At 61.5% G+C, this 26,730-nt stretch carries 25 protein-coding genes, 1 tRNA gene and 1 pseudogene; 14 read left to right on the top strand and 13 right to left on the bottom strand.

Annotated features, from left to right (window positions below; genetic code table 11):
* Nucleotides 1–79: 79 nt before the first annotated feature.
* The 5 genes from folE to GKO01_RS05690 form a co-directional block, all read right to left on the bottom strand.
* Complete coding sequence (gene folE, locus GKO01_RS05670) at nucleotides 80–754, bottom strand: GTP cyclohydrolase I FolE (protein WP_244901342.1); 675 nt, start codon at nucleotides 752–754, stop codon at nucleotides 80–82.
* Complete coding sequence (gene folK, locus GKO01_RS05675) at nucleotides 751–1,650, bottom strand: 2-amino-4-hydroxy-6-hydroxymethyldihydropteridine diphosphokinase (RefSeq protein ID WP_099286183.1); 900 nt, start codon at nucleotides 1,648–1,650, stop codon at nucleotides 751–753. Before folK ends, folE begins: the two co-directional genes overlap by 4 nt.
* Nucleotides 1,647–2,444 carry a dihydropteroate synthase gene (gene folP, locus GKO01_RS05680; RefSeq protein WP_099286328.1) on the bottom strand — a complete coding sequence of 266 codons (798 nt, stop codon included), beginning with the start codon at nucleotides 2,442–2,444 and terminating at the stop codon, nucleotides 1,647–1,649. The genes folK and folP overlap by 4 nt, the downstream gene beginning before the upstream one ends.
* Before the next feature lie 34 nt (nucleotides 2,445–2,478).
* Nucleotides 2,479–4,779: a putative bifunctional diguanylate cyclase/phosphodiesterase gene (locus GKO01_RS05685; RefSeq protein WP_167383437.1), complete on the bottom strand. Its 2,301-nt coding sequence runs from the start codon at nucleotides 4,777–4,779 to the stop codon at nucleotides 2,479–2,481.
* A gap of 512 nt (nucleotides 4,780–5,291) precedes the next feature.
* Nucleotides 5,292–6,050 (bottom strand): DsbA family protein, encoded by a 759-nt coding sequence (locus GKO01_RS05690; protein ID WP_244901343.1) that lies wholly within the window; start codon nucleotides 6,048–6,050, stop codon nucleotides 5,292–5,294.
* 232 nt (nucleotides 6,051–6,282) lie between these two features.
* Between GKO01_RS05690 and GKO01_RS05695 the strand changes: the two genes are divergently transcribed.
* Nucleotides 6,283–7,701 carry a gamma-glutamyltransferase gene (locus GKO01_RS05695; protein ID WP_099286329.1) on the top strand — a complete coding sequence of 473 codons (1,419 nt, stop codon included), beginning with the start codon at nucleotides 6,283–6,285 and terminating at the stop codon, nucleotides 7,699–7,701.
* A gap of 52 nt (nucleotides 7,702–7,753) precedes the next feature.
* Here the strand turns inward: GKO01_RS05695 and fliP are convergent, their stop codons facing one another.
* Nucleotides 7,754–8,476: a flagellar type III secretion system pore protein FliP gene (gene fliP / locus GKO01_RS05700; protein ID WP_373319086.1), complete on the bottom strand. Its 723-nt coding sequence runs from the start codon at nucleotides 8,474–8,476 to the stop codon at nucleotides 7,754–7,756.
* A gap of 41 nt (nucleotides 8,477–8,517) precedes the next feature.
* Nucleotides 8,518–8,823, bottom strand: a complete 306-nt coding sequence (locus tag GKO01_RS05705) for a flagellar biosynthetic protein FliO (protein WP_099286186.1) — start codon at nucleotides 8,821–8,823, stop codon at nucleotides 8,518–8,520.
* Between the two features lie 225 nt (nucleotides 8,824–9,048).
* Between GKO01_RS05705 and GKO01_RS05710 the strand changes: the two genes are divergently transcribed.
* From GKO01_RS05710 to recA, 7 genes are all read left to right on the top strand, one after another.
* Nucleotides 9,049–9,441, top strand: a complete 393-nt coding sequence (locus GKO01_RS05710; RefSeq protein WP_099286187.1) for a flagellar basal body rod protein FlgB — start codon at nucleotides 9,049–9,051, stop codon at nucleotides 9,439–9,441.
* 13 nt (nucleotides 9,442–9,454) lie between these two features.
* On the top strand, nucleotides 9,455–9,862 hold the full coding sequence (flgC, locus tag GKO01_RS05715) for a flagellar basal body rod protein FlgC (protein ID WP_099286188.1): 408 nt from the start codon (nucleotides 9,455–9,457) through the stop codon (nucleotides 9,860–9,862).
* Nucleotides 9,863–9,867: 5 nt separating this feature from the next.
* A complete protein-coding gene (fliE, locus tag GKO01_RS05720; protein WP_099286189.1) occupies nucleotides 9,868–10,215 on the top strand; it encodes a flagellar hook-basal body complex protein FliE in 348 nt (115 codons plus the stop codon).
* A gap of 2 nt (nucleotides 10,216–10,217) precedes the next feature.
* A complete protein-coding gene (locus tag GKO01_RS05725; protein WP_099286190.1) occupies nucleotides 10,218–10,490 on the top strand; it encodes a flagellar biosynthetic protein FliQ in 273 nt (90 codons plus the stop codon).
* Between the two features lie 65 nt (nucleotides 10,491–10,555).
* Nucleotides 10,556–11,404: a flagellar biosynthetic protein FliR gene (locus GKO01_RS05730; protein ID WP_099286191.1), complete on the top strand. Its 849-nt coding sequence runs from the start codon at nucleotides 10,556–10,558 to the stop codon at nucleotides 11,402–11,404.
* Between the two features lie 3 nt (nucleotides 11,405–11,407).
* Nucleotides 11,408–12,484, top strand: a complete 1,077-nt coding sequence (locus tag GKO01_RS05735; RefSeq protein WP_099286192.1) for an EscU/YscU/HrcU family type III secretion system export apparatus switch protein — start codon at nucleotides 11,408–11,410, stop codon at nucleotides 12,482–12,484.
* Nucleotides 12,485–12,688: 204 nt separating this feature from the next.
* Complete coding sequence (recA, locus tag GKO01_RS05740) at nucleotides 12,689–13,726, top strand: recombinase RecA (protein ID WP_099286193.1); 1,038 nt, start codon at nucleotides 12,689–12,691, stop codon at nucleotides 13,724–13,726.
* Nucleotides 13,727–13,791: 65 nt separating this feature from the next.
* On the opposite strand, the gene GKO01_RS05745 is transcribed toward recA, so the two are convergent.
* Together GKO01_RS05745 and GKO01_RS05750 are read right to left on the bottom strand one after the other, a co-directional pair.
* Nucleotides 13,792–14,766 carry a ferritin family protein gene (locus GKO01_RS05745; protein ID WP_099286194.1) on the bottom strand — a complete coding sequence of 325 codons (975 nt, stop codon included), beginning with the start codon at nucleotides 14,764–14,766 and terminating at the stop codon, nucleotides 13,792–13,794.
* A 54-nt stretch (nucleotides 14,767–14,820) separates the two neighbouring features.
* Nucleotides 14,821–15,498, bottom strand: a complete 678-nt coding sequence (locus tag GKO01_RS05750) for an ATP-dependent Clp protease proteolytic subunit (protein WP_099286195.1) — start codon at nucleotides 15,496–15,498, stop codon at nucleotides 14,821–14,823.
* A gap of 177 nt (nucleotides 15,499–15,675) precedes the next feature.
* Between GKO01_RS05750 and GKO01_RS05755 the strand changes: the two genes are divergently transcribed.
* The 6 genes from GKO01_RS05755 to GKO01_RS05780 all read left to right on the top strand — a co-directional run bounded on the left by GKO01_RS05755 (nucleotide 15,676) and on the right by GKO01_RS05780 (nucleotide 22,232).
* Nucleotides 15,676–16,671 carry an OmpA family protein gene (locus GKO01_RS05755; protein WP_099286196.1) on the top strand — a complete coding sequence of 332 codons (996 nt, stop codon included), beginning with the start codon at nucleotides 15,676–15,678 and terminating at the stop codon, nucleotides 16,669–16,671.
* Between the two features lie 123 nt (nucleotides 16,672–16,794).
* The gene (locus GKO01_RS05760; RefSeq protein WP_099286197.1) at nucleotides 16,795–18,021 is read left to right on the top strand and encodes an LL-diaminopimelate aminotransferase; all 1,227 of its coding nucleotides are present in this window, start codon (nucleotides 16,795–16,797) and stop codon (nucleotides 18,019–18,021) included.
* Nucleotides 18,018–19,307: a homoserine dehydrogenase gene (locus tag GKO01_RS05765; protein WP_099286198.1), complete on the top strand. Its 1,290-nt coding sequence runs from the start codon at nucleotides 18,018–18,020 to the stop codon at nucleotides 19,305–19,307. The genes GKO01_RS05760 and GKO01_RS05765 overlap by 4 nt, the downstream gene beginning before the upstream one ends.
* Nucleotides 19,304–20,305, top strand: coding sequence for a class II fructose-bisphosphatase (glpX, locus tag GKO01_RS05770; protein ID WP_099286199.1), 1,002 nt, complete (start codon nucleotides 19,304–19,306; stop codon nucleotides 20,303–20,305). Before GKO01_RS05765 ends, glpX begins: the two co-directional genes overlap by 4 nt.
* A 10-nt stretch (nucleotides 20,306–20,315) precedes the next feature.
* On the top strand, nucleotides 20,316–22,115 hold the full coding sequence (recJ, locus tag GKO01_RS05775; RefSeq protein WP_099286200.1) for a single-stranded-DNA-specific exonuclease RecJ: 1,800 nt from the start codon (nucleotides 20,316–20,318) through the stop codon (nucleotides 22,113–22,115).
* Between the two features lie 41 nt (nucleotides 22,116–22,156).
* Nucleotides 22,157–22,232, top strand: a tRNA-Glu gene (locus GKO01_RS05780).
* Nucleotides 22,233–22,365: 133 nt separating this feature from the next.
* Here the strand turns inward: GKO01_RS05780 and nagB are convergent.
* From nagB to GKO01_RS05800, 4 genes and pseudogenes are all read right to left on the bottom strand, one after another.
* On the bottom strand, nucleotides 22,366–23,109 hold the full coding sequence (gene nagB / locus GKO01_RS05785; protein WP_099286201.1) for a glucosamine-6-phosphate deaminase: 744 nt from the start codon (nucleotides 23,107–23,109) through the stop codon (nucleotides 22,366–22,368).
* Complete coding sequence (gene nagA / locus GKO01_RS05790; RefSeq protein WP_099286202.1) at nucleotides 23,106–24,215, bottom strand: N-acetylglucosamine-6-phosphate deacetylase; 1,110 nt, start codon at nucleotides 24,213–24,215, stop codon at nucleotides 23,106–23,108. The genes nagB and nagA overlap by 4 nt, the downstream gene beginning before the upstream one ends.
* A pseudogene (gluP, locus tag GKO01_RS05795) lies at nucleotides 24,212–25,501 on the bottom strand (glucose/galactose MFS transporter). The gene nagA and the pseudogene gluP overlap by 4 nt, the downstream one beginning before the upstream one ends.
* On the bottom strand, nucleotides 25,498–26,484 hold the full coding sequence (locus GKO01_RS05800; RefSeq protein ID WP_099286331.1) for an N-acetylglucosamine kinase: 987 nt from the start codon (nucleotides 26,482–26,484) through the stop codon (nucleotides 25,498–25,500). The pseudogene gluP and the gene GKO01_RS05800 overlap by 4 nt, the downstream one beginning before the upstream one ends.
* Nucleotides 26,485–26,730: the final 246 nt, after the last annotated feature.

Below are 26,730 nucleotides of genomic sequence, written 5' to 3' on the forward strand. Positions count from 1 at the left end.
TCCACGCGCAGAAACGCAGGCTTCAAAAGCCCTGAAGAATCATCCGTTTTTCAGATTGCCCCGAAACGCCCGGCGCGGATTACCCGCGCAGAAGCGACATAATCTCCATCCGGGCCGCATTGTCGTGCTGCCAGCTTCCGCGTGCGATGGACGTCACGGTCGTGGAACCGGGCGAACGCACACCGCGCATGCTCATGCACATATGCTCGGCTTCAATCACGACCAGCACGGCTTCCGGCGCCAGAACATCTTCCATGCCCTGCGCGATCTGATCCGTCAGACGCTCCTGAAGCTGCGGCCGACGCGCAAACCCTTCCACCAGCCGCGCAATCTTGCTCAGGCCCGTCAGACGGCCACCTGCCGGGAGGTAAGCCACATGCGCCTTGCCATAAACCGGCAGAAGATGATGCTCACACATCGAATGGAAGCGGATATCCTTGACGATCACCGCACCATGATGCCGGTCCGCCGAGAACTGCGTCTTCAGATGATCCCGCGGGTCCTGATGCAGCCCGCTGAACACTTCCAGATACATCTTCGCAACACGCTGTGGCGTATCGAGCAGCCCCTCGCGATCCGGGTTTTCACCCAGCGCCTCAAGAATTTCCCGCACAGCCCCCGCAATCCGCACTTCCGCATCCGCAGGCAGCGGCAACGCTCCCATCGGACGACGCTCCTCGGACGAGAGGCTCTCCTGATTGTCCGACAGATAGGCCGATGCAGTGGCTACGGTCGTGGCGTTCAGGTTGGTCATGCGGGTTCAGGCTCCTCTATGCCCCGACGGCCCGTGCCATCAGGGACGCGCCGGGTCACATCCCCCGGGCTCCGCGGCAGGACTGCTAGCGCGTCGCGCACGCGACGTCCACTAATGACATGATCTGGATCAATTTCCGCCAGCGGTTCCAGCACGAAAGCCCGCTCGAACAGACAGGCATGCGGCAGCCTCAGAACCCGGTCCCGAACATCCCGCGCGCCATAATAAAGAACATCAATATCCACGGCCCGCGCGCCCCAGCGCACGCCCGGCACACGTCCCAGCTCCGTCTCGATCGCCTTGCACTCCCGCAGAAGCGCATGAGGCGCCAGAGTCGTCCGTCCGGTCACACAGAGATTCACAAACGTCGGCTGCTCTACCCCGCCCCAAGGCGCACTGTCATACAGCGACGACACCTTCACGATCTCCAGCCCGTCCACAAGCGACAGCCGATCCACTGCCGCCGCTAGAACAGCCTCCCTCTCTCCAAGATTACTGCCCAGCGAGAGCGCAACCTCGTGAACCCGGGCTTGTTCCACTAGCACAGCCGTCCCCGACACCACATACGGCACCGGCGCGGACGGTTTACGGACTTCAACCCGAACCCACTCCACACGCTCAAGCCGTGCCAAGACCGCTTCCGCAATCCGCCCGGCGACCGTCTCGATGAGCTGAAGCGGCTTTCCAGTCACGATGTCCGACGCGATATCGCATAGCGTCCCGTAACAGACGGCCTGTTCGTAATCATCGCCCGCAATCGCATCCGACAGGTCCGCACGGATCTCGATATCCACCACGAAACGCTGCCCAATCCGCGTCTCTTCAGGCAGCACGCCATGATAGCCAAACAGACACAGATCCCGCACGAAAACGGACGTCAGGGCAGGCACAATCATCGGACATCCTTCAGAATCTGGCGAATTTTCAACGCATCCACATGCTCGCGCACGTCATGCACCCTCAGGATCGCAGCGCCCTGCTCCACCCCATACAAATGGGTCGCCAGCGTTCCCGCCAACCGCTCGGACGCCACACACCCCAGAAAATGCCCGAACATGGATTTGCGCGACACCCCTAGCAGAACCGGCAGCCCATACTCGGCCCGCAGATCGCCCAGTCGCGCCACGGCCTCCACATTCTGCGCCTGCGTCTTGCCGAACCCTACACCCGGGTCCAGCACGATCCGGTCGCGCATAATCCCGGCCTTTTCCGCCAGTTCCAGCGACCGATCGAAGAAACGCCGCCAGTCCGCGCGCAGATCCAGCGCCTCGTCCACGTCATGACGGTTATGCATCACAACCACCGTCGCGTCCGAATCCGCCACCACCGAGGCCATGTCCGGGTCCGCCTGCAATCCCCAGACATCGTTGATGACCGCGACACCGACTTCGAGCGCCCTTTTCGCGACAAACGCCTTGGTCGTATCCACCGAAACGGTCACCCCGTCCTCGACCAACTGCCCCACGACCGGTGCAAGACGCGCCCATTCTTCTTCCGCCGCAACCGGCACGAAACCCGGCCGCGTGGACTCAGCCCCCACATCCAGCAGGTCCGCCCCGTCCGCCACGAGCGTCCGACCATGGGCCAGAGCTGCTTCAGGCCGAAAAAAGCGTCCCCCGTCAGAAAAAGAATCCGGCGTGACGTTCACAATCCCCATGACCGCCACCTGCCCATTTCCAAACCGGTTCATGCTGCCGTTCCCATCCACAGTCTCCACATATCTTTCAGGACAGGTCCGCCACCCGACGCCCCCAGAAGAGCGGCACGTCTTCCTCCGGAACCGGGCGCCCCAGATAGAACCCCTGAACTTCCGTACAGCCCTGCTCCTGCAAATGGCGGCAATGCTCCGGCGATGACACGCCCTCTGCCGTCACCGCGACGCCTAGATCCCGCCCCAGCGCAATCACATTCCGCACCACCGCCGCACTGCGCGCATCCTGCAACATGTCCTGAATAAAGGCCGCATCCAGCTTGATCTTGGAAAACGGAAACTGCCGCAGATACATCAGCGTCGAAAATCCCTTGCCGAAATCATCCAGCGCAATGCGTACGCCCCAGGCCTCCAGTTCGCGAAAAGCATGGTGCACACGGGGTCCGACCTCAAGCGCCTGCGTCTCCGTCACTTCGATCTGCAACCGGTGCGCCTCCAGCCCTGTATTCGCCAAAACCTGGAAAATACGCCCTGCAATATCGGGAAGGGAAAAATGCGTCGCCGTCATATTGACCGAAATCCATAATGGAACCGGCCAGCGCCGCGCTACCCGACATGCTGTCTCCAGAACCCAGAAATCGAACTCCAGCCCGCTCCCAGTCTCGACAATCGTATCGATAACCTTTTCGATCGACAGATGTTTGTGCGCTGCCCCCTTCCATCGGGACAGCGCCTCAAACCCGATCACCAATCCGGTCTGGGCATTCACGATCGGCTGATACACCAACACAAACGCTTTTTGCTCCAAAGCCTGTCGCACATCCCGAAACAGTCGTTGCTGACGACTGCCCGCCATTTCCTCGCACGGATCGAAAATGCTGTAGCGTCCGACACGCTCGCCCCGCGCATCCCGCAGAGCCGTCTCGACGGCCTCCACCAAAACCTCACCGTCACCGGTCGTCGAGACCGCCATGCCAATCGCAGGCTCCACATCGATGACATCCCCGGCCACATCTTCAGCCACACTCACAGGCCCACTCAACGCTGACAGGATCTCCAGAGCCAGAGTCTCCATGAAATGACGCTTCCGTTCGACCGGAATTCCCGTCACAACCGCCAGATCCATCACGCCGTACCGCGCCACAAAACAGCCATCCGTTCCGTTCAGATCTTTGGGCACATTTCGGGCAAGACAGGCATTCAGACGCGGCAGACTCTTCTGAAGAATCTCCGCTCCCTCGTCCGTCGTCACCACACGCCGCCGCCCGAGACTGGAGACATCCAGCGAGATAAGAACGACCACGAACGCCTGTGCGCCACGCATCGTCTCCAGAAGGCTTTTCTGAAGATGCTCCTGACAGGCCAGCCGGTTCGGCAGCCGGGTCAGTGCATCATGCCGCACGCGATGAAAATGCCGCTCCCGCACACGCTGGAGAGCCGTTACATCCGCGCCCACCCCCAGATATCCCCGAAACACTCCCTCCCGAAAGACCGGTTCTCCTGTCAACATCCACCATCGTGCGTCTGGCACGGCCACAGCTCGAACAACCAGTTCCCGAAACGCCAGTCGATGCGTCAGGCAATGCGCCAGATGCCGTTCTGGAGAAATCGCCCCCGATGGCTCGGCGCCCGACACTGGAATCTCCAAAAGACTACCCAAAGTCCGGCCCGCAATCTGCGTTTCATCCCGTCCCAGGATACGACAAAGCCCAGCCGAGGGGTTGCGCAGAACGCCCGCTTCATCTGTCTCCCACAGCCAGCGTCCAGTCGGCGCCGCAGACTGACGCGTGAGCAGAGACAGGATATCCGCCTGTTCACGCTGCTTCAGACACGCCATCTGCATCCGCCACAGCAGAATACCCACCAGTCGGCTGATCCCCAGAACAAATAGTCCGCAGACCGTAGCCATGAGAAAAAACGATGCCGTAAACAGAAGAGACCAATCAAAGCACCCTTCAAGCAGCGCCCCGTAAACCCCTGCAATGATCGGCACCATCATGGCTTCGACTGCTCCGCTCACCGGCGCACAGAGCAGAAGTGGCGCCATCAGCCCGAAGCCCACACCAAGCGTCAGCAGATGGATGTCTTCACAACGCAGTCGAAAAACCAGAATGATGAAAACGAACCAGACAAGCCCCAGAACCCCGTTCAACACCCGCAACGCTCGTCGGATCGACACGTAGTCCGCAAAGCTCCTCATGCCTCTGACGTTTGGCTGAACCCGGGAAAACCAAAGCAGCAGGGTGCCTTCAATCCCCACAAGCAGCAGGAGAGCCAACCAGCGGCTCGACGACCAGACACCGAGCGCCACCACTGGCGCACTGATCGCCTGCGCCAGAAGATGAAGCGGAAGAAGCAGTCTCAGGGCTCGCAACTGTCCCCGGTTGAACGAAGTCTGAAAATACGCCGGAACCTGCGTCGCCTGGAAAAACAGAAATTTCCTCACATCGGAGGTGCGACTGCGATTGAAAACACGAAAGACGGCCCATCGCATGAACAGCGATCGCCGGAACCACCCTTTCAGGTGCATTCTCCCAGCGCCCTGCCCGTCAGGCTCTTCAGCATGGGCTCCATCCTGACACTCAGCCGTGTCAGAAGCCCCGGATCCTCGTCCACCGCCAGTGCTGCTCCCCGCACTGGGTTGTCTGTCGTCTGTCATACACCATCATACCAGTGGAGCACGTCAAAGGTCCGAAACGACATCTCTGGATCAGAAGAACGCCGTCTCATGAAAACCGGAAAACCATAACGGCAAACACGCGCATGCCAAGCCCCGGGAAACCGGTTCCACGCGAGTTCCTTTAACGTTCACGAAATCTTCCTCCGCGAACCCCGACAATACCAGCCGTTTTCAGTTTTTCAGAACGCTCTCTAACACCCCGATCCTCAGGCTTTACGCGCACGCTCCAGAAAAGCATCCATCTGATCTGCTTCAAGCGCTCCCGGCGCGACAGCCGCCGTGCCAAAAATGAAGGTCGGCGTCCCATCCAGACCAACCGCGCGTCCCTGATCCAGATTGGTCGTGATCAGCGCCACGGTTTGGGGCGAGCTCATATCCGCCGTCAGCTTCTTCGCATCCAGACCATTGGCCTGCGCCAGAGCAACGATCCGCTCCATGCTGGGCTTGCTGGTATCTTCCATCAGCGCCTTGCGCATGACGTCATATTTGCCCTGCGCACTGGCCGCGAAAATGGCCCGCGTGTCCAGAACGCTGTTGCTTCCCAGAACCGGCACGACTTTCTCAACAAGCCGCACGTCTGGATGACGGCTCAGGAAACGGTCCACCTCGCCCATCATGGAGCGGCAGTACGAACAGCGCGGATCGTAGAACTCCACAACCGTGACCTTCCCATGCGGATTGCCACGAATGGCAAAGTCAGGTGCGCTCTGAAGCTCGGACTGATGCGCCTTCACAGCTGCAAGCGTCGAATCCTGCTTCTGCTCCTCAGCCTTTTCACGGATCGAGCGAATAGCATCCGTCAGGATGCTTGGGTCATTCTGCAATGCGTCGCGCATGATGCCGACAATCTCGGCGCGCTGGGCTGGCGTGAAAGACGTGGCCGGAGCCGCCAGAGCCTGTCCGCCCACAAGAAAGGCCATTCCGGCAACAACAGCAGACGCCGTGGCAAGCAGATGGTGTTTCAATGGAAAGCTCCGGATCAGCTGAAAGAAAAACAGGACGTCTGATCCATACGCCATAAAGAACGTCCACCGCAAAGAGAAGACACCAACTCGCCCCTCCCACAAACAGCAGATAACCGTTATGAGGGAACAAGAGCCGGAACCGGACCCACGGCGCAGACCCGTCTGCCCGCGCCCGTCCTCCGCAAAGGCCACGAGGCCGGACAGTCGTGACCAGACATTGGAGAAACGCCAGGTGGCGCATCGTCAGCACCAGATTTCCACCCCGGACGCCACACAGACCCGTCGCATCGCGTCCCGTCTCCCGGCCTCACTGATGGCCTCGGTGGCCTCGGGCCTCCTTCTGGGCGCCTGCTCGTGGATCCCGGGCTCCCACCTCGTGGGCATCAACGAAACAGCCGCCCCCGCAGGCGGCAGCATCGGCACGGTCGTCGCCGACGAGCCCCAGGCCGCGCTGGTCGGCCATGACGTGCTGGCCCGCGGCGGCAACGCCGCCGATGCCGCAACCGCCACGGCCCTCGCCCTCGGCGTTACCCTGCCCTCCCGCGCTTCCTATGGCGGCGGCGGAGCGTGCCTGATCAGCCGCCCCGGCGAAGCGGCGCAGTCCATTTCCTTCCTGCCCCGCCCCGGCACCAGCAAAGGCGCCGACCGCCCGGCCGGCACACCTGCCAGCTTCCGTGGCCTGTATCTGATGCAGCTCCATTACGGGACGGTGGAGTTCAACGATCTGATCGCCCCGGCCCTGAATCTCGCCAGCAGCGGCATCACCGTTAGCCGCGCTCTGGCGACCGATCTGGCTGCTGTCCGCACGGCCCTTCTCGCGGATGAAAGTGCGCGCACGATTTTCGGACGCGGCGAAGCCAACACGCTCGCCGCCGGCGACAGTCTAGCCCAGCCCCGCCTCGCAGGCTTCTTAGAGCGCATCCGCGTCGCAGGCGTCGGCGACCTCTATAACGGCGCCCTCGCCGACGTTTACGTCACTGCCGCCCAGAAAGCGGGCGGCGGCCTGAACGACGACGACATGCGACAGACCCTCCCCGTCCAGACGGACGCCCTGACGACCCATCAGGGCGGCATAAACGCCGCGTTCCTCGCCCCGCCCGCCGATGGCGGCCTCGGCGCGGCAATCCGATACACGACGGGCGCCTCCGCACAGGGCGCTGTCGCCGCATGGCGCGCCTCGGGTAACACGACCCTCGCCGCCGCTCAGGCAGCCCTCGACAGCGGCCGTTCCGGCAACGGCAGCCTGCCGTCCCTTCCGGCTTCGACGTCCTTCGTCGTGACGGACCATTCGGGCATGGCGGTCGCCTGCGCCCTGAGTGAAAATAACCTGTTCGGAACAGGTCGTATCGCTGGCAGCACCGGCGTTGTCCTCAGCGCTTCCCCGGCTCGCACACCACAGCCCCTGCTCTCCGCTGCAATCCTGCGTGACCAGCGCAGTCTGCGTGCCGTCATCGCCGCTTCGGGGCAGAATGAAGCCGCGGATGCCGTCGGAGACGCAGCCCGCGCCGCCGCCCATGACGCCCCGATCCCCCATGAAGGCGCCGGTCGCATCAACGCGATTGTCTGCCACGGCGACGATTCGTGCCGCGGCGTCACCGATCCCCGCGCCGCAGGCCTTGCGGCAGGCACGACAAACGACAGCACCCACTAACAAAAAAGCCCCGCCGTTTTGTGAAACGGCGGGGCTTTTTCATCTCTGGACCCTATCCGGTAAAACTTCGCACCAGACTTCCCGCCACCAGTGACCATCCGTCAACAACCACGAAAAAGATCAGCTTGAACGGAAGCGACACGGTACTCGGCGGCAGCATCATCATGCCAAGGCTCATCAACACGCTGGACACCACCAGATCGATGACCAGAAACGGCAGATAGAGCAGAAATCCCATCTCAAAACCGCGCCGCAACTCCCCGATCATGAAGGCCGGCACCAACACACGCCAAGGCGTATCGCCAATCTTCGCAGGCGGCTTTTCATGCGCAATATTGAGGAACGTCGCCACATCCGCAGGCCGCGCCGTCACCGCCATGAAGTCATGAAACGGCTGGGCCGCAGCCGTCAGCCCCTCCATTTCCCCAACACGCCCCGCCATCATCGGCTCGATCCCGGCATCCCACGACTTCTGAAGCGTCGGCTGCATCACGAACAGCGTCAGAAACAGCGACAGCCCGATCAAAACCGTATTGGGCGGCGTTCCCTGCGCGCCAAGCGCACTGCGCAACAGCGACAGAACAATCACGATCCGTGTAAACGCCGTAATCATCACCAGCAGGCTCGGCGCCAGAGAGAGAACCGTAATCAGCGCCGTAAGCTGCACCAGACGACTGGTCGTCCCAGCCCCCCCGTTCGCTCCGTTCTGCCCCAGATCAATGCTCACGGCCTGCGCATGCGCCAGAGACGGCACACACACACACGTCAGCAGCATCACAAACGGCAAAAAGGCTCCAAACCGCATCAGAGCCTGCCTCATGCCACGTCCTCCACAGCGGAGTCATCCAGCGCCGAGGCAAACGTCTCCCGCTCCGTCCAGTCCATCAGGATGTCCTGATTGCCCCCCGTCAGAACCAGAATTTCCCGCGTGCCATACCGCACAACCGAAAGACGCCGCGTCCGGTCGAGCGCCATCTGCCCCACCAGCGACAACCCAGCCTGCCCACCCCGCGCACCGCTCTTTTTCTGCTCCAGAAACCGCAACAGGGGCCGGCTACAGAAAATCAGCACAACAATGAAAATCAACGCGGCAATCGCGTTCGCACATTCATGCAGGGTCATAGGTCAGTCATCCTCATTCCCCAGCATGATGCCCAAGATCGGTTAATGACCGCTTAATTGACGACGAATTTCACGCAGGCGGCGGACGGCACTCCCCAAAACAGGCGATGCATATCGGTCGCCCACTCCCGAATCTGCGGCTCAGGCAACCATTTATTAAAGATTTCACGCCATCATGCCCCTCGCCGGCATTTTCCCGGTTCCTGCATGACGGAGACTGTCGCGATGCGTAACATCGACTCAACAAGCGCAGGCGGCACCGATCTCTTTTCTCTGGGCCGTGACCGCATGAACTGGCTTCAGGCCCGTCAGCAGGTGCTGGCTGGCAACATCGCCAATTCTGACACACCGGACTATCAGGCCAAAGACGTCTCCCCGTTCGAAGCCGCTCTGGGCGAATTCGACATCACACCCACCGTCACGCAGCCCAATCATATCGGATACACCGCCTCCGGCGCGCACGTCATTGAAACGTCGTCGGAACAGTCTCTGGACGGAAACCAGATCTCTCTGGACCAGCAGATGGAACAGGTCGCGGATGTGAACGACCAGCAGCACCTCGCTGTAAACGTCTATTCCAAATATCTGAGCATGTTCCAGACAGCGCTCGGCAAATAAAGGACGCTGACGGATGAACCTGTCCACCACCATTGGTATTTCCGCAAGCGGCATGGACGCACAGTCCCAGCGCCTGCGTATTGTTGCGGAAAACCTCGCTAACCAGGATACGACCGGCTCCCAGCCGGGCGCTGATCCCTATCGTCGCAAAACCATCACCTTTGCCGAACAGGTGGACAACGAAAGCGGTGCCTCGACCGTCGGCATCCAGAATGTCGGTCAGGACATGTCGGATTTCGACACCCGTTACGACCCGTCCCATCCCGCCGCCGACGAGCGCGGCTACGTCAAGGTTTCCAACGTGGATTCCATGACCGAGATGATGGACATGCGCGAAGCCGAGCGCTCTTACGAAGCCAACCTGAACGCCATGCAGAGCAGCCGGACCATGCTGTCCCGCACGCTCGACCTGCTGAAGTAACCCAGATGCTCACCTCCCTTTCCCACGCCCATAACGCCTACGCCGTCCAGAGCCTCCAGAGCCGCCTCGAAAGCGTTACGGACGATATCGCAGACGGCATTCAGAGTGCCTCCGCAACAGGCAGCAGCAGTTCGGGCACAGATTTTGGGTCTGTCCTGTCCCAGTCCGTCAACAGCGTGATCGACAGCGGTCATGATGCTGAAGCCAAGGCCGCTCAGGGCCTCACAGGCGGTGGCGACATGACCCAGATCGTCACCGCCATTTCAAACGCGCAGCTTGCCCTGCAGACCACGACTGTGATCCGTGACCGCATGGTGCAGGCGTATCAGGACGTGATGAAAATGACGATCTGACCATGCAAGCCATCGATCTCGGTGCCATTCTTGAGCAGACGTTCATTGTTGCTCTCAAACTGAGCGCCCCTGCCCTGCTGACCGCACTCGGCGTTGGTCTTCTGGTCTCCCTCATACAGGCCGTGACCCAACTCAACGAAGCCACGCTGTCCTTTGTTCCAAAGGTTCTCGCCATCGGGGCCGTCATGGTGATGGCAGGGTCCTTCATGACCGCGACCCTCATCGGCTTTGCCCGGCACCTTTTCGATCAGCTCATTCTTGTCGGCACGACCTGAGCTTGCCGCCCTTCAGACCCGGATTTGACTGACATGCGTGCGCTCAAAGAAACCGTCCTGTGAACATGGGTCTTGTCGATACAGCAGCCCCTATAGCGCTTCAGGGTCTTGATCTCAGCGGCCCGGTTCTGAGCGTCTGGGCCCTCGCCTTCGTACTGGTTCTCTCCCGTACTGGCGGGGTCGTCATGCTCATGCCGGGCGTTGGCGAACAGTCCATGCCGATGATGGTCCGCGCCGGATGCGCCATCACGCTGACGGTCCTGCTCCTTCCGCTCGTCGCCCCCTTACTCATGCAGACACATCTGGACGCCCTCGCGCCCATCGGCCTGTGCGGTATGATTGCCGTCGAACTTTTCGCGGGGGTTCTGATCGGCTGGATGGCCCGACTGATCTGCATGGCCCTGCCAATTGCCGGTCAGATCATCGCAGTCTGCATGGGAATTTCCAGCGTCCTTCAGCCCGATCCGGATCTGGGCTCCGGCAGTTCCGCTCCCGCCCGTTTCCTCAACCTGCTGGCGCCGCTCGTACTGCTCGTAACGGGGGCCTATATTCTGCCCATCCGCGCCATCCTCGGCAGCTATACCCTCATTCCTCCCGGTGGCACGCTTCTCCTTGCCAATACACATGCACACGGGAACCTGCTGGACGACTCCGCACAGGGCATCATCCAGCTCACAGAGCACAGCTTCGCTCTGGGACTAGAACTCAGCGCCCCTTTCCTGATCCTGTCCCTCGTCTGGCAGGGCATGCTGGGCATCATGACGCGCCTGCTGCCGACGCTACAGATCTACAACGCCGCCAGCCCCCTGCAACTTCTGGGCGGCATCGCCCTTCTCGGCCTCACCCTCCGCACCATGATCGCCATCTGGCAGGGACAGGCCTTCGACGTCCTCCGGGCTCTTCCGGGTCTCTGAACCATGGCTGATTCCGACGACAAAACAGAAGCCCCGTCAGCCCAGCGCCTTCAGAAAGCGCGCGAGGACGGCCAGATCGTCATGTCCCGCGAGGCCATGAGTTTTATGGCTCTTCTGGGAGGATTTGCGGGGATCTTCATGATCCTGCCCCATCTCGTGACGGATTTCGTCCACAGCATGAAGGCCCTCATGGCCAATGCAGGCACCGTCCCGATGGCGCAGGGCGGTTTGCTGAACAGTACAGATCACGCCATTGAAGCGGGCCTGTCTCTGGCCGTGCCAATGGCTGCCACCGTTGCTGCCCTCTGCCTCGCTGCCGGATTTCTGCAAACAGGTTTCCTCATCCACCCCGGTTCATTGTTACCAAAATTCGAACGGGTCTCTCCCCTCGCTGGCTTCAAGCGCATCGCGGGCGGCGGAACCCTGCCGGACACGTTCAAGGCTCTCGCAAAATTCGCCATCTTCGCCGCGGTTCTTTGGCACATTAGTAAAAACGCCATTCCAACCGCGTCACGAATGGTCGGGCTGGAACCCGGCCCCCTCCTGAAAATGATGACGGATCTCGGTTTCAGTGCTGCCGCCTCCATGATCGGCGCACAACTGCTGATCGCGGGCTTCGATATTTTCTGGATGCGCTTTCGCCATATGTCCAAACTGAAAATGAGCCGCGAGGACCTCAAGGACGAGTATCGGAACACGGAAGGCGACCCCCATGTCAAAGGCCGCCAGAAGGCCCTGCGCGCCAAAGCCGCCAGACAACGCATGATGGCAGCCGTCAAGACAGCTACCGTCGTCGTTACCAATCCAACGCATTACGCAGTCGCTCTCGTTTACGAAAAAGGCATAGGCGGGGCACCAAAAATCGTTGCCAAAGGCATGGATGACGTCGCCGCCAAAATCAGGGAAATCGCACAGAAGAACCGTGTGCCGATTGTGCCCAACCCGCCACTGGCCCGCGCCCTCTTCACCCTCCCGCTTGAAAGCGAAATTCCGGCCGAACATTTTAAAGTCGTCGCGACCATCATCGCCTATGTGTGGAAACTAAAGCGCCCCGGAGGTCTCTCCCTCCCTCCGAAATAAATCAGACCATCTGTTTTGAAAAAATCTTCCTCCAAAGCCCCTCGTCCCCTTGGCGTTTGAGACCATAAACATGATATGCCTCTCAGAAGAACGTTTTGAGAACACAGGAAGGCGGTTGTCGTAACTGAGACGACACTTTGCGAGAATGGCTACCCGGTCTATCGTGGTTTCCAAACGCCAGCCCGAACCTATTGCGAGGATTGAATGGACAAGACCAAGGCGCTTGAAGGCGCACTCAGCCAGATTGAGCGTGCTTTCGGCAAGGGCTCGATCATGCGCATGGGCCAGCGGCCAAAAGTGGAAACGAATGTGATTTCCACCGGCTCCATCGGGCTGGATATCGCGCTTGGGATCGGCGGCATGCCCCGGGGCCGCATTGTTGAGATCTATGGCCCGGAAAGCTCGGGCAAGACCACACTTGCCCTGCATGTTCTGGCCGAAGCCCAGAAGAAGGGCGGCACCGTCGCCTTCATCGATGCTGAACATGCTCTTGACCCCAGCTACGCCCGCAAACTCGGCGTCAATATCGACGATCTTCTCCTGAGCCAGCCGGATGCCGGCGAACAGGCTCTGGAAATTGCCGATACGCTCGTCCGTTCCGGCGCCGTGGACGTTCTCGTCGTGGATTCCGTTGCGGCCCTCGTCCCGCGCGCCGAGCTTGAGGGCGACATGGGCGACAGCCATGTGGGTCTGCACGCGCGCCTCATGAGTCAGGCTCTCCGCAAGCTGACAGGAACGGTCTCGCGCTCCAACACGCTCGTGATCTTCCTCAACCAGATCCGCATGAAGATCGGCGTGATGTTCGGCAATCCGGAGACGACCACGGGCGGCAACGCTCTGAAGTTCTACTCCTCTATCCGCCTCGACATCCGCCGCATCGGGTCCATCAAGGACAAGGACGAGGTTGTCGGCAACCAGACCCGCGTCAAGGTCGTCAAGAACAAGATGGCCCCCCCGTTCCGTCAGGTTGAATTCGACATCATGTATGGCGAAGGCATCAGCAAGATGGGCGAACTGCTCGATCTGGGTGTGAAGGGCAACATCGTCGAGAAATCGGGCGCATGGTTCTCCTTCGACAGCCAGCGGATCGGTCAGGGACGTGAGAACGCCAAGCAGTTCCTTCGCGATCATCCGGAAATGTCGTCCGAAATCGAACGACGTATCCGGGCCGAAGCCGGTGTTCTCGCCGACGCCCTGATGACGGACCCCGAACCCGACGCAGACGGCGCTTCGGAAGACTGAAACGAAAAAGGGCTCCCGTAACGGAGCCCTTTTTTATGATCTGTCCTTCTGAGGAAGAGAAGCGTTCAGGCCGCAACCCGGTTACGAACCCGATCCCAGAGCTTCGCACCCTTGATAACGACGCGTGCAATCGCCGGGGTTGTCGTCGGCCGCAGCAGCCGCGGATCATAGCCTGCAAAACGACGGTCATTCTCATCCAGACAGAGCTGCATGAGGTCCGGAATCTTGACGTCCATGGCCGTCATGTCCTTGGCACCCGTGACGGTAAAATTGTTGTCCTGAGTGTGTTCTTCGCCATTGTCGTCAATCGAGCGAGCCAGCCCCATGCGCTCATAGGCGAGGAACAGCCACACCCCGATCACACGCATCTCGAACCAAGGCCGCTTCCACACCGGCATGGTCGCCCGATGCCAGGCCAGCCAGTTCGCAAACAACAGAATATGACGGCATTCTTCCTGCATTACCGGCTCGAACGTCTCGATCAGTTCCTGTGGAAACAGACCGGCCCGCTCGGCGAGGGCAAAGAGTCCGAACGCAAAGAAGCTGTCCACACATTCCGAAAAACCCGTGACCAGATAGGCCCATTCCGTGTCTTTCGGCGTGATGTACGGAGGCTCCGGCGCCATCGGAATCTTGTAGGCCTCGACCAGCTTGGACAGGACTTCCTTGTGCCGGTTCTCTTCCCATGCATTCCGAGAAAGAGCGTCCTTCATGTCCGGATCGGTGATCATGTCCGCATAGGCGGCCATACGCAGGCGCGCCTTGCCCTCGGTCTGGACCGCAATATCCCAGATCGGCAGGGACGTGATGCGATGCAGCGTCTCCGGGTCCAGTTCAGGCCAGTCGATGACGGAGGGCTTGTACGGATTGAACGTATCGCGGAACATCGCAGCGACAGCCCGCTTGTGTTCTTCCGTACCGGGCTTGAGCGGGCCCTGGATCGGGCTGCTCCAATGGCGCGCTTCGTAATCAACGCGCTCTAGCGTCTTCTCCGACGGTGCGTCGGGAAGATGGGAATAGATTTCGGCCAGACTTTTCATGATGGTCTTCGCGGCGTGCCCGAAGACACGCCGTGCCCCTTGGAGCTTGTAGTTTTACTTCAGATCGGTCGCGGAGTGGATGATACGGTTCACAAGCCCGTATTCAATCGCTTCCTGCGCCGACATCCAGTAGTTGCGGTCCGTATCCTTGGCGATCTTTTCGTAGGTCTGCCCGGTTTCTCTGGCGAAAAGACGGTTCAGACGCTCGCGCATCTTGATGATCTCGCGCGCCTCGATGTCGATATCCGTGGCCGGACCGCGCACCCCGCCCATCGGCTGATGCAGCAGAAAGCGCGTGTTCGGCAGGCAGACGCGCCGCTCAGGACGGCCAGCCGCATAGATCAGCGCGCCAGCGGAGGCGACCCAGCCGGTCCCGATCATGTTGATCGGCGCAATCGAATCCACGAAGCGGATCATGTCATGGATGGTGTCGCCACTCTCCACATGACCGCCCGGCGAGTTCACATAGACGTCGATCGGCTTGTCGGACGTTCCGGCCAGCGCCAGCAGACGACCGGTCACATCACGCGCGATCTTGTCGTTGATACCGCCGAAAATCAGAACTTTCCGCTGATCGAACAGACGGCCTTCAAGCTCGCTGATCGGGCTGTTCAGCGTCTTGTTGTCTTCCTCGCGGGTTTCGCGCTCCGGAGCATCCGGCTCGTCATCCAGGCGGGTCGGGTTCATTCTGGTGATATCCATATCGTTTCCAGATCCAGCATGCATCTTCATAGCCCCTATCCTGCGCTTCGTTTTCGTCGGTGCCAAGTCCTCCTTCCACTTGGAGCGGACAGCACCACTCGCCTTCCCGGTTCCGAACCGCTAGTGTCCGCCATATTTCGATATTCCAAAGACGGCAGGAACGGCACAGTGGCCTCAGGAAAAAGCAGAGGGAACAGCAGGCAGCCCATGACAGCGGCAACACGCAGAACTGCGGGAAAAATCCCGTTTCTTCTGCTGATGACCGCGCCACTTCTCTCGGCCTGCCAGCATCAGGACATGACCGACACCGTAACCGGCTGGTGGCACGGCTTTCAGGGCGGCGAAATCGCAAAACTGCGCGCCCCGCCACCGGGTGAAAATCTGGCCTACCCCCATGTCGGCCGGACCCCCACAGAAGCGCCGAACCTGCCGACCCCGGAGGCGCGCCTGTCGCTGACGACCCGCCTTGAAGCGCAGCGCAACCTCGCCCAGCGCGAAAGTGCTGCTCAGGGCGCTCTGCCGACCATCCCGCCGCCACCCAAACCCACACCGGCCGCCGTAACGACCGCCAACGCCGAACAGAGCGGCATGACCATGACAACCGTTGGCCAGCCGGAGCCCGAAAGCCCGTCGGCCATCAATCCGCCCCCCGACACCCCCTCCACGGCCTCTCCTGCGCCAGTTCAGGCACCGGCAAAGAAGCCCCCTGTTCAGGCACAGCCCCCCGCCCCAGAAGCCGAACTTCCTCCCGTGGTGGCCAAATCCATCCCGCCGACCCCTCCGGGCCAGTTTCCAAAAATCGGAGACCTCCCGCCCCCGCCGCCGCAGTTTCCGGGGTTCGACCTCCCGCGTGACGCCATGCTGAGCGATCCTGTCCAGCCGGATATCGACACCTCAACACCAGAAGGCACCCTGATCCGCTTTCAGCCCGCCACCGACCACGTCATGGGCAACCCTCAGGGCGATTACCAGCATATCGTCTCACAGCGCGGCAACCGTCCCCTGACCATCCGGGGCTTCGGCGCTTTCATGAGCGCGGATGCCGCTCTTGCCCCTGCGGATCAGAACCGCGAAATCGCCCTTGGCCTGCTTCGCGCCCGCGTGGTTGCGCGCGCGCTGATTGAACGTGGTGTTCCTGCCTCCTCCATCATCCTCAAGGCGGAAGCCATCGGCGACGGCGTGCGCGTCACGATCGGAGGCTAACAGGGGGCTGAACCGAGAGGCCGAAAGACACATTGTGAGATCTGTCACAGTCAGACTGTTCCACTCCTGAAAAAACCTGTCTATCGTCGCCTCTCCCTTTCACCCTCTGCCCCAGAGCTGGTCATGACCGAAGAGTTCCACCGCATCCGCCGCCTGCCGCCCTACGTGTTCGCTGAAGTGAACAAGGCCAAGGCCGCCGCGCGAGCCGCCGGTGACGACATCATCGATCTGGGCATGGGCAACCCCGACAGCGCACCGCCCGCGCATGTCGTGCAGAAGCTGATCGAAACGGTCGGCAATCCGCGCGCGCACGGCTATTCCGTCAGCCGCGGCATTCCGGGCTTACGCAAAGCCATGGCGAACTATTACGAGCGCCGCTTCAACGTCTCGCTGGACCCGGAAACCGAGGTCATCGCAACGCTCGGCTCCAAAGAAGGGCTGGCGAACCTCTCCGCCGCCATCACGAGCCCCGGCGATACGATCCTCGTCCCGAACCCGTCCTACCCGATCCACCAGTTCGGCTTCATCATCGCCGGAGCCTCCGTCCGCTCGATCCCGGCCACACCGGACGAGGACATGCTCCGCGCTCTGGACCGCGCCGTCCGCCATTCCGTGCCCAAGCCCACGGCACTGATCGTCAACTTCCCGTCCAATCCGACGGCTTTCGTCGCGAACCTTGATTTCTACAAGGAACTCGTGGCCTTCGCGCGTCGGGAAAACATCTGGATCCTGTCCGATCTGGCTTACGCGGAAATCTATTTCAACGAGAACGAACCGCCGCCGTCCCTTCTCGCCGTTCCGGGCGCCAAGGACGTGGCCGTCGAGTTCACGTCCATGTCCAAGACCTACTCCATGGCGGGCTGGCGCATGGGCTTTGCGGTCGGTAATCCGAAGCTGATCCAGGCCCTGACACGCATCAAGTCCTACTTGGATTACGGCGCCTTCACGCCCATTCAGGTCGCCTCCGTCGCCGCGCTGAACGGCCCGCAGGACTACGTTTCGGAAATCCGTGCCATGTACAAAGACCGCCGGGATGTTCTCCTGCGTGGTCTTCAGAGTGCCGGATGGGACGTGCCCGTTCCCGCAGGCTCAATGTTCGCCTGGGCCCCTATCCCCCCTGCCTTCGCCGAAATGGGCAGCGTCGCCTTCTCCAAACTCCTACTCAAGGAAGCCGGGGTTGCGGTTGCACCCGGCCTTGGATTCGGGGAATACGGCGAGGGCTTTGTCCGGATCGGACTTGTCGAAAACACCCAGCGGCTGCGTCAGGCGACGCGGGCCATCAAGAGCTTCATGACCCGGCACGGCGCCGGGGCCGGAACCGCTGATCTTCTTGGAGCTGCATCATCGTGAAACCACTGCGGATCGGACTGGCTGGACTCGGAACTGTCGGGATCGGTGTCATTCGTCTCCTGCGTGAGAACGCTGACCTGATTACCGCCCGGGCCGGTCGGCCGATCGAAGTCGTGGCCATCACGGCCCGAGACCGCACGCGCGACCGTGGCACCGACCTGTCCGCCATGCGCTGGCATGACAGCGCCACCGCCGTGGCGCAGGACCCGGAGATCGACGTGGCCGTCGAACTCATCGGCGGCTCCGAAGGTTCGGCGCATGACATGGTCCGCACCGCGCTCGAACGCGGCCTGCCGGTCGTGACCGCCAACAAGGCGCTCGTAGCCCTGCATGGCGACAGCCTCAGCCGCCTGTCCGCGGAAAAGAACGCCCCCCTCCTGTTCGAGGCAGCTGTGGCAGGCGGCATCCCCGCCATCAAACTCGTGCGCGAAGGTCTGGCCGCAGATCGCCTCCTCAGCGTGGGTGGCATCCTGAACGGGACCTGCAACTACATCCTGACCGAAATGCGCGCCACAGGCCGGGATTTCACGGACGTCCTGACCGAAGCACAGGCCAAGGGTTATGCTGAAGCCGAACCCTCCACGGACGTGGATGGCTGGGACACCGCCCACAAGCTCGCCATTCTGGCTGGTCTGGCCTTCCGGCCCATCGCGTTCAAGACGCTCTCCGTTCAGGGCATCCGCGACATCACCGCGACAGATCTGAAATTCGCCGACGAACTCGGATACCGCATCAAGCTTCTCGGCATGGCCAGGCAGGCTGAAAACGGCAGTGTCGCAGCATGGGTCCGCCCCTGCCTCGTTCCCGCCAAAGCCCCCATCGCCGCCGTCGATGGTGTGTTCAACGCCGTCTCCACACAGGGAGTCTTCAGCGGTCCGATGACCATCTCCGGTCGTGGCGCGGGCGAAGGCCCGACCGCCAGCGCCGTCGTCGCCGATCTGATCGATCTGGCGCGGGGAACCGCCATTCCGGTGTGGGGCACAACCTCCGTTTCACCCGCTGCCGACTGCGCCAGTCTCGCTGATTTGAACAGCGCTTTCTATTTACGTCTAAACGTTCAGGACCGTCCGGGCGTAATGGCAGAGCTGACATCGGTTCTCCGGGACCACGATGTCTCCGTTCACTTTGTTTCCCAGCATGATGCTGCAACCGGATGCGCCGACCTGACAATCATCACCCATCAGGTTCCTGAAAAAGCCATTCATGCAGCCGCAACAGCACTCGCCGTCCTTCCTGTCGTGACCGGAAAGCCGCTTGTGCTCAAAATCGAGGATCCCCTTGCGTGATCGACCCTCAGAACATCCCCCCCTATCGCGTCACTGACCGCAACCTTGCCCTTGAGCTCGTCCGCGTGACGGAAGCTGCCGCAATCGCTTCCGCACACTGGACCGGTCGCGGCCAGAAAAACGAGGCGGACGGCGCAGCCGTACAGGCCATGCGCGCCGCCTTCGACACCGTGGCCATCGACGGCATCGTCACCATCGGCGAAGGCGAGATGGACGAAGCCCCGATGCTTTATATCGGCGAGAAAGTCGGCTCCGGCGGACCGGCGATGGACATCGCGGTCGATCCGCTCGAAGGCACGAATCTCTGCGCCAAGAGCCTGCCCAACGCCCTGACAGTCGTGGCGCTGGCCGAACGCGGCAAGTTCCTCCACGCGCCTGACATCTACATGGAAAAGATCGTCGTCGGCCCGGACCTTCCGGAAGGCGTGGTGGATCTGGACGCCTCGATCGGCAACAATCTCCGCTCGCTGGCCAAGGCCAAGAAGCGCAACGTGTCGGACATGGTCCTGTGCGCGCTTGACCGTGAAAGACATGAAGAACTGATCGCCTACGCCCGCGAAGCTGGTGCCCGCGTCATGCTCCTCAGCGACGGCGACGTCGCAGCCGCCATCGCAACCTGCGTAGACGGCGGCGGTGTGGATCTGTACGCCGGTTCCGGTGGCGCTCCCGAAGGCGTTCTGGCCGCCGCAGCCATCCGCTGTATGGAAGGCCAGATGCAAGGTCGCCTCCTGTTCGAAGACGACACACAGCGTCAGCGCGCCCGCGAAATGGCGAACGGCCTCGACCCGGCCCGCAAGCTCTACCTGCACGATATGGCCGCCGGCAACGTCCTGTTCTCCGCAACAGGCGTCACATCCGGCCCGCTCCTGAAGGGCGTGGAACGTCCGAGCGCAACCCGTGCCCGCACGCATTCCATCGTGATGCGTTCAAAATCCCGCACGGTGCGCTATATAGAGAGCCATCACAGCTTCACACCACAGGCAGAACCCGCGTCCTGAACGGAGAACCATGCTCGCAGACGATACGGGCGCCGTCCTCGGCGTAACCCGAAGTGCAGGAAACCGCCGCTGGATCTGGCGCGATCCCAGACTGGCGGAAGCAGACAACCGGCTGGCTCTTGCTCTCGCCCAGCAGGCCAATATTCCTGAGCTTCTGGCCCGTATCCTCTCGGCACGAGGCGTCGCACCCCACGACGCCTCTTCGTTTCTCAATCCCCGCCTGCGCGACGCCATGCCCGACCCCTCCTGCCTGCAGGACATGGACCGGGCCGCCGAACGCCTCGCACAGGCCGTCCGCAACCGCGAGCATGTTGGCCTGTTTGGCGACTACGACGTAGACGGCGCCTGCGGCACAGCCCTCGTCTGCGACACGCTGCGCGAACTCGGCTGCACCGTCAGCACCCATATCCCCGACCGCCTGACCGAAGGCTACGGCCCCAACACCGCAGCTCTCGAAAACCTGCTGTCACAAGGTGCGACCCTGCTTGTCTGCATCGACTGCGGCACGGCTGCGATCGATATCCTCAACGGCCTGACAGACCGTGCCGACATCATCGTTCTCGATCACCACAAACCCGACGGAGCCGCCCTGCCGAAAGGCATCGTGGTCAACCCAAACCGGCTGGACTGTGCGTCGGGCCTGAACAACATCTGCGCCACGGCCGTCGCATTCCTCACCATGGTCGCCACAATCCGCCTCCTACGCCGCACCAACTGGTTCGACGACGGGCAGGCCATCCCCGACCTGCTCCAGCGCCTCGACCTCACGGCCCTTGCCACCATCTGCGATGTCATGCCCTTGACCGGCCTGAACCGCGCTCTTGTCATGCAGGGCCTGCGCGTCATGTCGCGTGGAGAGCGCCTCGGACTGGCCACACTCTCCTCCGTCGCAGGCGTGAAGGAAGAAGCCAGCGCCATGGCTTGCGGCTTTGCCCTCGGCCCTCGCATCAATGCCGGAGGCCGCATCGCACAGGCGGATCTTGGTCTGAAACTTCTGTTATCCGAAGATGTCGTCGAAGCCCGCGCCCTCGCCGAACAACTCGACCGCGTCAACCGCCAGCGCCAGACCGTCGAATCCACAATCCTCGACTCCGCCATGGAACAGGCCCAGCAGCAGCTTGATGCAGGCCATGCCGTCATCTTCCTGCATGGTGAAAACTGGCACCCCGGTGTCGTCGGCATCGTCGCTGGGCGCCTGAAAGAACGCTACAACCGCCCAGCTCTGGTCGCCGCCCTGACCGATGGCGTCATCAAAGGTTCGGCCCGCTCGGTTCCCGGACTGGACCTCGGAACCGCCATCATCGCCGCCCGACAGAACGGTCTCCTCCTCACAGGCGGCGGACACGCCATGGCCGCCGGGTTCTCCCTTGCCGCAGAGCGGGCCGAGGAGTTTCACGCCGCCCTGAACGCACAGCTCTCCACCGCGCTGGCGTTGCCCAAACAGGACGCGCTGAAACTCGACGGCATCATGACACTGGCCGGAGCGTCCATTGCCGTGGCCGATCAGCTCGCGCGACTGGAACCTTTTGGCCCCGGCAATGAAGAACCGGTCCTCGCCATCAGCAATGTCCGCTGCGTCAAAAGCGAACGGATCGGCAAGGATGGCAACACGCTCCGCGTCATCCTTCAGGGCGAGGACGGAAACACCCGCCTGCGGGGTCTGGTCTTCCGTGCAGGCGACAAACCCTTCGCCCCCCTGCTGGAAGACCGCTCCATGCCACTGCTCCACATCGCGGGCACATTACGCGCTGAAACATGGCAGGAGCGAAAAAATCTATCTTTTTTCATTTCCGACGCAACAGCCGCTTGACGCCCTCCAAAACCCCTTCTATACACCCGCTCACGCCTCCAGTCCCGTTCGTCTAGAGGCCTAGGACACTGCCCTTTCACGGCGGCAACACGGGTTCGAATCCCGTACGGGACACCAATGGCCATAAGCCATTAATTTATGAGGTACGCTTCTCATATTATTACTTTTGTCACGCATAAGCGTTTCAGATTACGATATGGGCACAGATAGTTTCTTCAAAAACTAAACGATTATAGATCACTCAACTGATCTATCCTTGATGGCAACGCCAGATCCGGGCCGCGGCTTCGTCCAAAATGACTGTCACATCGTCATGAAGACGGATCGCCGTGGCACTGACAGCCTCGTTAATCGGACCGTTCAGCGCCTCGTCAACGATCGCCGCCTTGCCCTCACCAACAGCCACCAGCAGAAGACGGCGCGCTTCCAAGATCGTCCCCACACCCATCGTCAGAGCGCGTTCCGGCACACGCTCCGGATCATCGCCAAACATGCCGCTGTTCTGACGTCGCGTCACATCATCCAGATGGACAACCCGCGTCCGGCTGTCGAACGCGGAGGGCGGCTCGTTGAAACCGATATGCCCCGTCTCGCCAATGCCCAGAAGCTGCAACCCGAGGCCGCCAGCCGCGCGAATGGCGGCCTCATAGCGCGCGCACTCAGCCTCCAGATCCACAGCAACACCATTCGGAACATGCCCCTGCCCTGCGGGCATGTTCACATGCGAAAACAGATGCTCCTGCATGTAATGGCTGTAGGAATTCGGGTCCGTCGGCGGCAGGCCAACATATTCGTCCAGATTGAACGACGTCGTGCCGGAAAAATCCAGCGTCCCCGCGTCATGTTGCTGCACCAGAAGCTGGTAAATGCTCTCCATCGTGCGGCCCGTCGCCAATCCCAAAACGGGCGCCCCAAATCCGCGGATTTCCTCCGCAATCATGTCTGCCGCGGGCTGAAACGCCTGACCGGGCGTGTCCGTAACGATGATTTTCATACCCTGCGCTCTCCATTGACCCAGACTTCGCTGACCTGAAACCTGTCATCCAGAACCGTGAAATCCGCCAGAAGATCCGGCGCAATCGTCCCCCGGTCCTGCAATCCGAGATAAGCGGCGGCATTTGTACTGACAAGACGCGCCGCCTTCGGGAGCGACATTCCGGCATCAAGGGCATTCCGCAACGCCTGATCCAGCGTCAGAATGCTCCCCGCAAGCGTGCCATCCGGCAGCCGAACCACGCCATTACGGATCATCACGTCCTGCCCGCCAAGCTGGCTCGGACCATCAGCCTCACCCGTACCCCGCATGGCGTCCGTCACGAACAGCAGCCGCTGCCCCATCATCCGCTCCGCCAGCCGGAAACTGGCAGGATGAACATGATGCGTATCGAAGATCATTTCCCCATACGCCACATCACTGCACATCAGCGCCGTCACCGGACCGGGACGCCGCCCCTCAATCGCCGACATGGCATTGAACAGATGCGTCCCTCCGACGGTTCCCCCGGCCGCACAAACCAGACAGATCGCCCGTTCGGCACCCTCAAAATCCGTGGTGGTATGCCCCAGACTGACCCGGACACCCGCCTGCGCAAAAGCCTTCATGGCCGTCGGCGCGTGTTCCAGCTCCGGCGCGATCGTCACGACACGCACACACCCGGTCGCAACAGCTTCCACCACCCGCTCGGCGGTCGGCTCGATATTGAACGGCGGCTGGGCCCCCAGCTTGTGCGGACTGACAAAAGGCCCTTCCAGATGCGCGCCATGAATGCGCGGCCCACCCTCTACACCCCGATCACAGACTTCCGCCACCGCCCGCAACGCGTCCATAACCTCCGCCCAGGGCGCGGTGATCGTCGTCGGCAGGATCGTCGTGGTTCCGTGGCCCAGATGAAAGCGCGAGAGCGTCTCAATGGCCGCAACCCCGTCCATCGTATCGGCCCCGCCGCCACCATGAACATGACCATCAATAAAGCCCGGCAGAATATAGCGCTCCGGCACTCCGGACTGAGGCACAATCTCGCGGATATGGCTGTCAAAATCCACCCGCCCCGAAACAATGCGATCGCGCAGGACGATCCTGCCCTCAAGATGCGCCATCATGGCTCCTGATCCAGTGGTAAAAGCCCAGTCCGACCATAACGCCGGGCATAGAGCAGCAAGGCCAGATAAGACGGCAGAACCAGCAGCGCAAACATGCCCTGAAAGCCCACGAACGGCTTGAGAATGACGTAAATCTGCGGAATGATTGCCCCGCCACTATACGCCATGACCAACAGGGCGGATGCGAGCGGCGTCCACGCCCCGCCCCCCCGAATGGCGATGGGGAAAATCGAGGGCATCAGCATGGCATTGGCCGCCCCCAGCAACGCCACACACAGAACCGAAACATAGCCCTGCGTCAGAAACGCCGCGACCGTCAGCCCCGCGCCCAGAAAACAGGCTAGTTCCATGAGCCGCTCCTGCGTCACAATCCGCGGCACGACCAGAAACCCGAGGATATATCCCCCCAGCATTCCGGCCAGCGTCAGGGACGTGAAAAAGCGTGTCTGGCTCAGCGGCAGGCCAAAACCCTGCCCATAGGTCCCAATGGCGTCCCCGGCCATGACTTCCACGCCGACATACAGGAACATCACGACAATCCCGAACACCAGATGCGGCCGGAAAATACGCCGGCTCCCCTCCAGAGGCCCCGGCAGCGCAGGCGCCTGCAAATCCGGCAGCGGACAGAGCGCCACGCCGATGGCCGTCAGCAACAGAACAACAGCCATCGTCATGTAAGGCGCATAAATCGCCTGCACGAACCCCGACAGAAGTGCATTGCGCGCCACAGGGTCCGTCGTCTCCTGCGCCCGCTGGGACAGCGTCCCAATATCCCCCATCACCACAGTCGCCAGAACGATCGGGGCCAGAATTCCCGCGCATTTGTTACACACGCCCATAATGGCAATGCGCTGCGAGGCCCGTTCGGACGGCCCCAGCAGACTGACCAGCGGGTTAATCACCACCTGCATCAGAGACAGCCCGGCCCCCATCACCAGCAACCCGGTCAGGGCACCCCCGTAAAGACGCATGGCAATAAACTGTCCAAACAGCGCCACGCCCGCCGCACACAACACGAGCGAAACAGCCAGCCCCCGCCGCAGACCAAGCCTCCGGGCCACGAAAGACGCAGGCAGGGAAAACAGGAAATACGAAAAATAGAACACCATCGGCACGAGAAAGGCGCTCGTATCGCTCAAATCAAACGCCACACGCACGAACGAAATCAGCGGACCGTTCATCTAGGTCACAAAACCCATGATGAAGAAAATCGCCGCAGCCACACCCAGAGGCGCCAGTCCATAATCCCCGGTCAGCCCCCTGCCGGACTGGACAGGCGCCGTCACGACGTCAGCCCCGCATCGCGGAGTGCAACGGACACGCGCTCAATCCACGCATCATCCACGTCCCACCCGGCCAGACGCGCAGCATTGAGCAGCCCCCCTCCGACCGGCGGAAGGCGCGGCGGCACAGGCGCACCATAGCGCAGGGCAATGCTTTCCCGAAGAAACCGGCTCTGGAACGTTCCCCCCGCATAACTCCACGGCAGCGATGTTTCGGGAAAATGGCGCTGGGCGGCCTCGATATGGGCGCAGAGATGATCCGCCGCCTCACGCATCAGCCGCCGGGCCGGTTCCAGTCCGCCCTCGGCCAGATCCGAAACAATCCGCGCCAGAGCCGCAACACTGGCCCTCGGATGACGCAGCGTCCCATACCATTCCAGAAGCGCCGTCCCACACGCCGCTTTTTCAGTCGGAAGGCCCATCGCCGCCACGAACGGCGCGAAAAACGCATGATCCGCCTGATTGCGTCCATCCAGAAGCGCCGTCAGCAGCGCCAGCGCCTGACGCCCGATCCAGAACCCACTGCCCTCGTCCCCGAACAATCCGCCCCAGCCGCCAATCTTGACCTGGCCGTCCCGGCCATCCGTAGCCCATGCCACCGACCCCGTGCCTGACAAAACCAGAACCCCCGCCTCCCCCGCGAAAGCCCCGGTACAGGCCATTTCCACATCGCTGCAGATGTTGAAGGGCCCCGCAAAGGCGTTTTCCACAACCTCGCTCTGTTCACGCCCCAGAACCCGCGTCTCCTCATACCCTGCAAGCCCCAGAGACAGCGCAGCCGTCGTGGAGGGAAGTTGCCCCAGCAAAGACTGCAACACATCCTGCCATCCGGCCTGATCAAACGGATTGGATCCTGCCCCCCGAAGCACAGGCCCCAGCGATCCGTCCCTGCCCACAACAGCCAGAAGCGTCTTGGTCCCCCCGCCGTCTATGGCGGCAATGCGGGGCTGATGAAGGGGCGTTAGGACCGGAGAAGAGACTGTCATGTGGGACGCTTCGCTTGAGAAAACAGAGGCAGAGAGAAAGACGAGCAACCATGTCCGATGAATGATCGCATATCCAGCGTCTCAATAATTTTTACCGCTTTTCAGGCTGCCCTGACAGATGGCTTTCGGTACCGGACTCTCCTGATCATCCGATCCACTCTCTTGCGGCAGACCTTATGCTGATTGATATAGCATATTGCATATCATAACGCTGATGCTTTAAGTCTGACACTGCCCCCCTGATTC

The sequence above is a fragment of the Gluconobacter kondonii genome, from assembly GCF_002723995.1.
Taxonomy (GTDB): domain Bacteria; phylum Pseudomonadota; class Alphaproteobacteria; order Acetobacterales; family Acetobacteraceae; genus Gluconobacter; species Gluconobacter kondonii.

Excerpts from the sequence above, each read along its gene's own strand:
- folE (WP_244901342.1), bottom strand. The coding sequence starts at position 754 with ATGACCAACCTGAACGCCACGACCGTAGCCACTGCATCGGCCTATCTG.
- GKO01_RS05710 (WP_099286187.1), top strand. The coding sequence starts at position 9,049 with ATGCGTAACATCGACTCAACAAGCGCAGGCGGCACCGATCTCTTTTCT.
- GKO01_RS05760 (WP_099286197.1), top strand. The coding sequence starts at position 16,795 with ATGACCGAAGAGTTCCACCGCATCCGCCGCCTGCCGCCCTACGTGTTC.
- fliP (WP_373319086.1), bottom strand. The coding sequence starts at position 8,476 with ATGCTGCTGACGTGTGTGTGTGTGCCGTCTCTGGCGCATGCGCAGGCC.
- recA (WP_099286193.1), top strand. The coding sequence starts at position 12,689 with ATGGACAAGACCAAGGCGCTTGAAGGCGCACTCAGCCAGATTGAGCGT.
- GKO01_RS05745 (WP_099286194.1), bottom strand. The coding sequence starts at position 14,766 with ATGAAAAGTCTGGCCGAAATCTATTCCCATCTTCCCGACGCACCGTCG.
- GKO01_RS05705 (WP_099286186.1), bottom strand. The coding sequence starts at position 8,823 with ATGACCCTGCATGAATGTGCGAACGCGATTGCCGCGTTGATTTTCATT.
- GKO01_RS05750 (WP_099286195.1), bottom strand. The coding sequence starts at position 15,498 with ATGAAGATGCATGCTGGATCTGGAAACGATATGGATATCACCAGAATG.
- fliE (WP_099286189.1), top strand. The coding sequence starts at position 9,868 with ATGCTCACCTCCCTTTCCCACGCCCATAACGCCTACGCCGTCCAGAGC.
- GKO01_RS05735 (WP_099286192.1), top strand. The coding sequence starts at position 11,408 with ATGGCTGATTCCGACGACAAAACAGAAGCCCCGTCAGCCCAGCGCCTT.
- recJ (WP_099286200.1), top strand. The coding sequence starts at position 20,316 with ATGCTCGCAGACGATACGGGCGCCGTCCTCGGCGTAACCCGAAGTGCA.
- flgC (WP_099286188.1), top strand. The coding sequence starts at position 9,455 with ATGAACCTGTCCACCACCATTGGTATTTCCGCAAGCGGCATGGACGCA.
- nagA (WP_099286202.1), bottom strand. The coding sequence starts at position 24,215 with ATGATGGCGCATCTTGAGGGCAGGATCGTCCTGCGCGATCGCATTGTT.
- GKO01_RS05755 (WP_099286196.1), top strand. The coding sequence starts at position 15,676 with ATGACAGCGGCAACACGCAGAACTGCGGGAAAAATCCCGTTTCTTCTG.
- folP (WP_099286328.1), bottom strand. The coding sequence starts at position 2,444 with ATGAACCGGTTTGGAAATGGGCAGGTGGCGGTCATGGGGATTGTGAAC.
- GKO01_RS05800 (WP_099286331.1), bottom strand. The coding sequence starts at position 26,484 with ATGACAGTCTCTTCTCCGGTCCTAACGCCCCTTCATCAGCCCCGCATT.
- GKO01_RS05725 (WP_099286190.1), top strand. The coding sequence starts at position 10,218 with ATGCAAGCCATCGATCTCGGTGCCATTCTTGAGCAGACGTTCATTGTT.
- folK (WP_099286183.1), bottom strand. The coding sequence starts at position 1,650 with ATGATTGTGCCTGCCCTGACGTCCGTTTTCGTGCGGGATCTGTGTCTG.
- GKO01_RS05730 (WP_099286191.1), top strand. The coding sequence starts at position 10,556 with ATGGGTCTTGTCGATACAGCAGCCCCTATAGCGCTTCAGGGTCTTGAT.
- nagB (WP_099286201.1), bottom strand. The coding sequence starts at position 23,109 with ATGAAAATCATCGTTACGGACACGCCCGGTCAGGCGTTTCAGCCCGCG.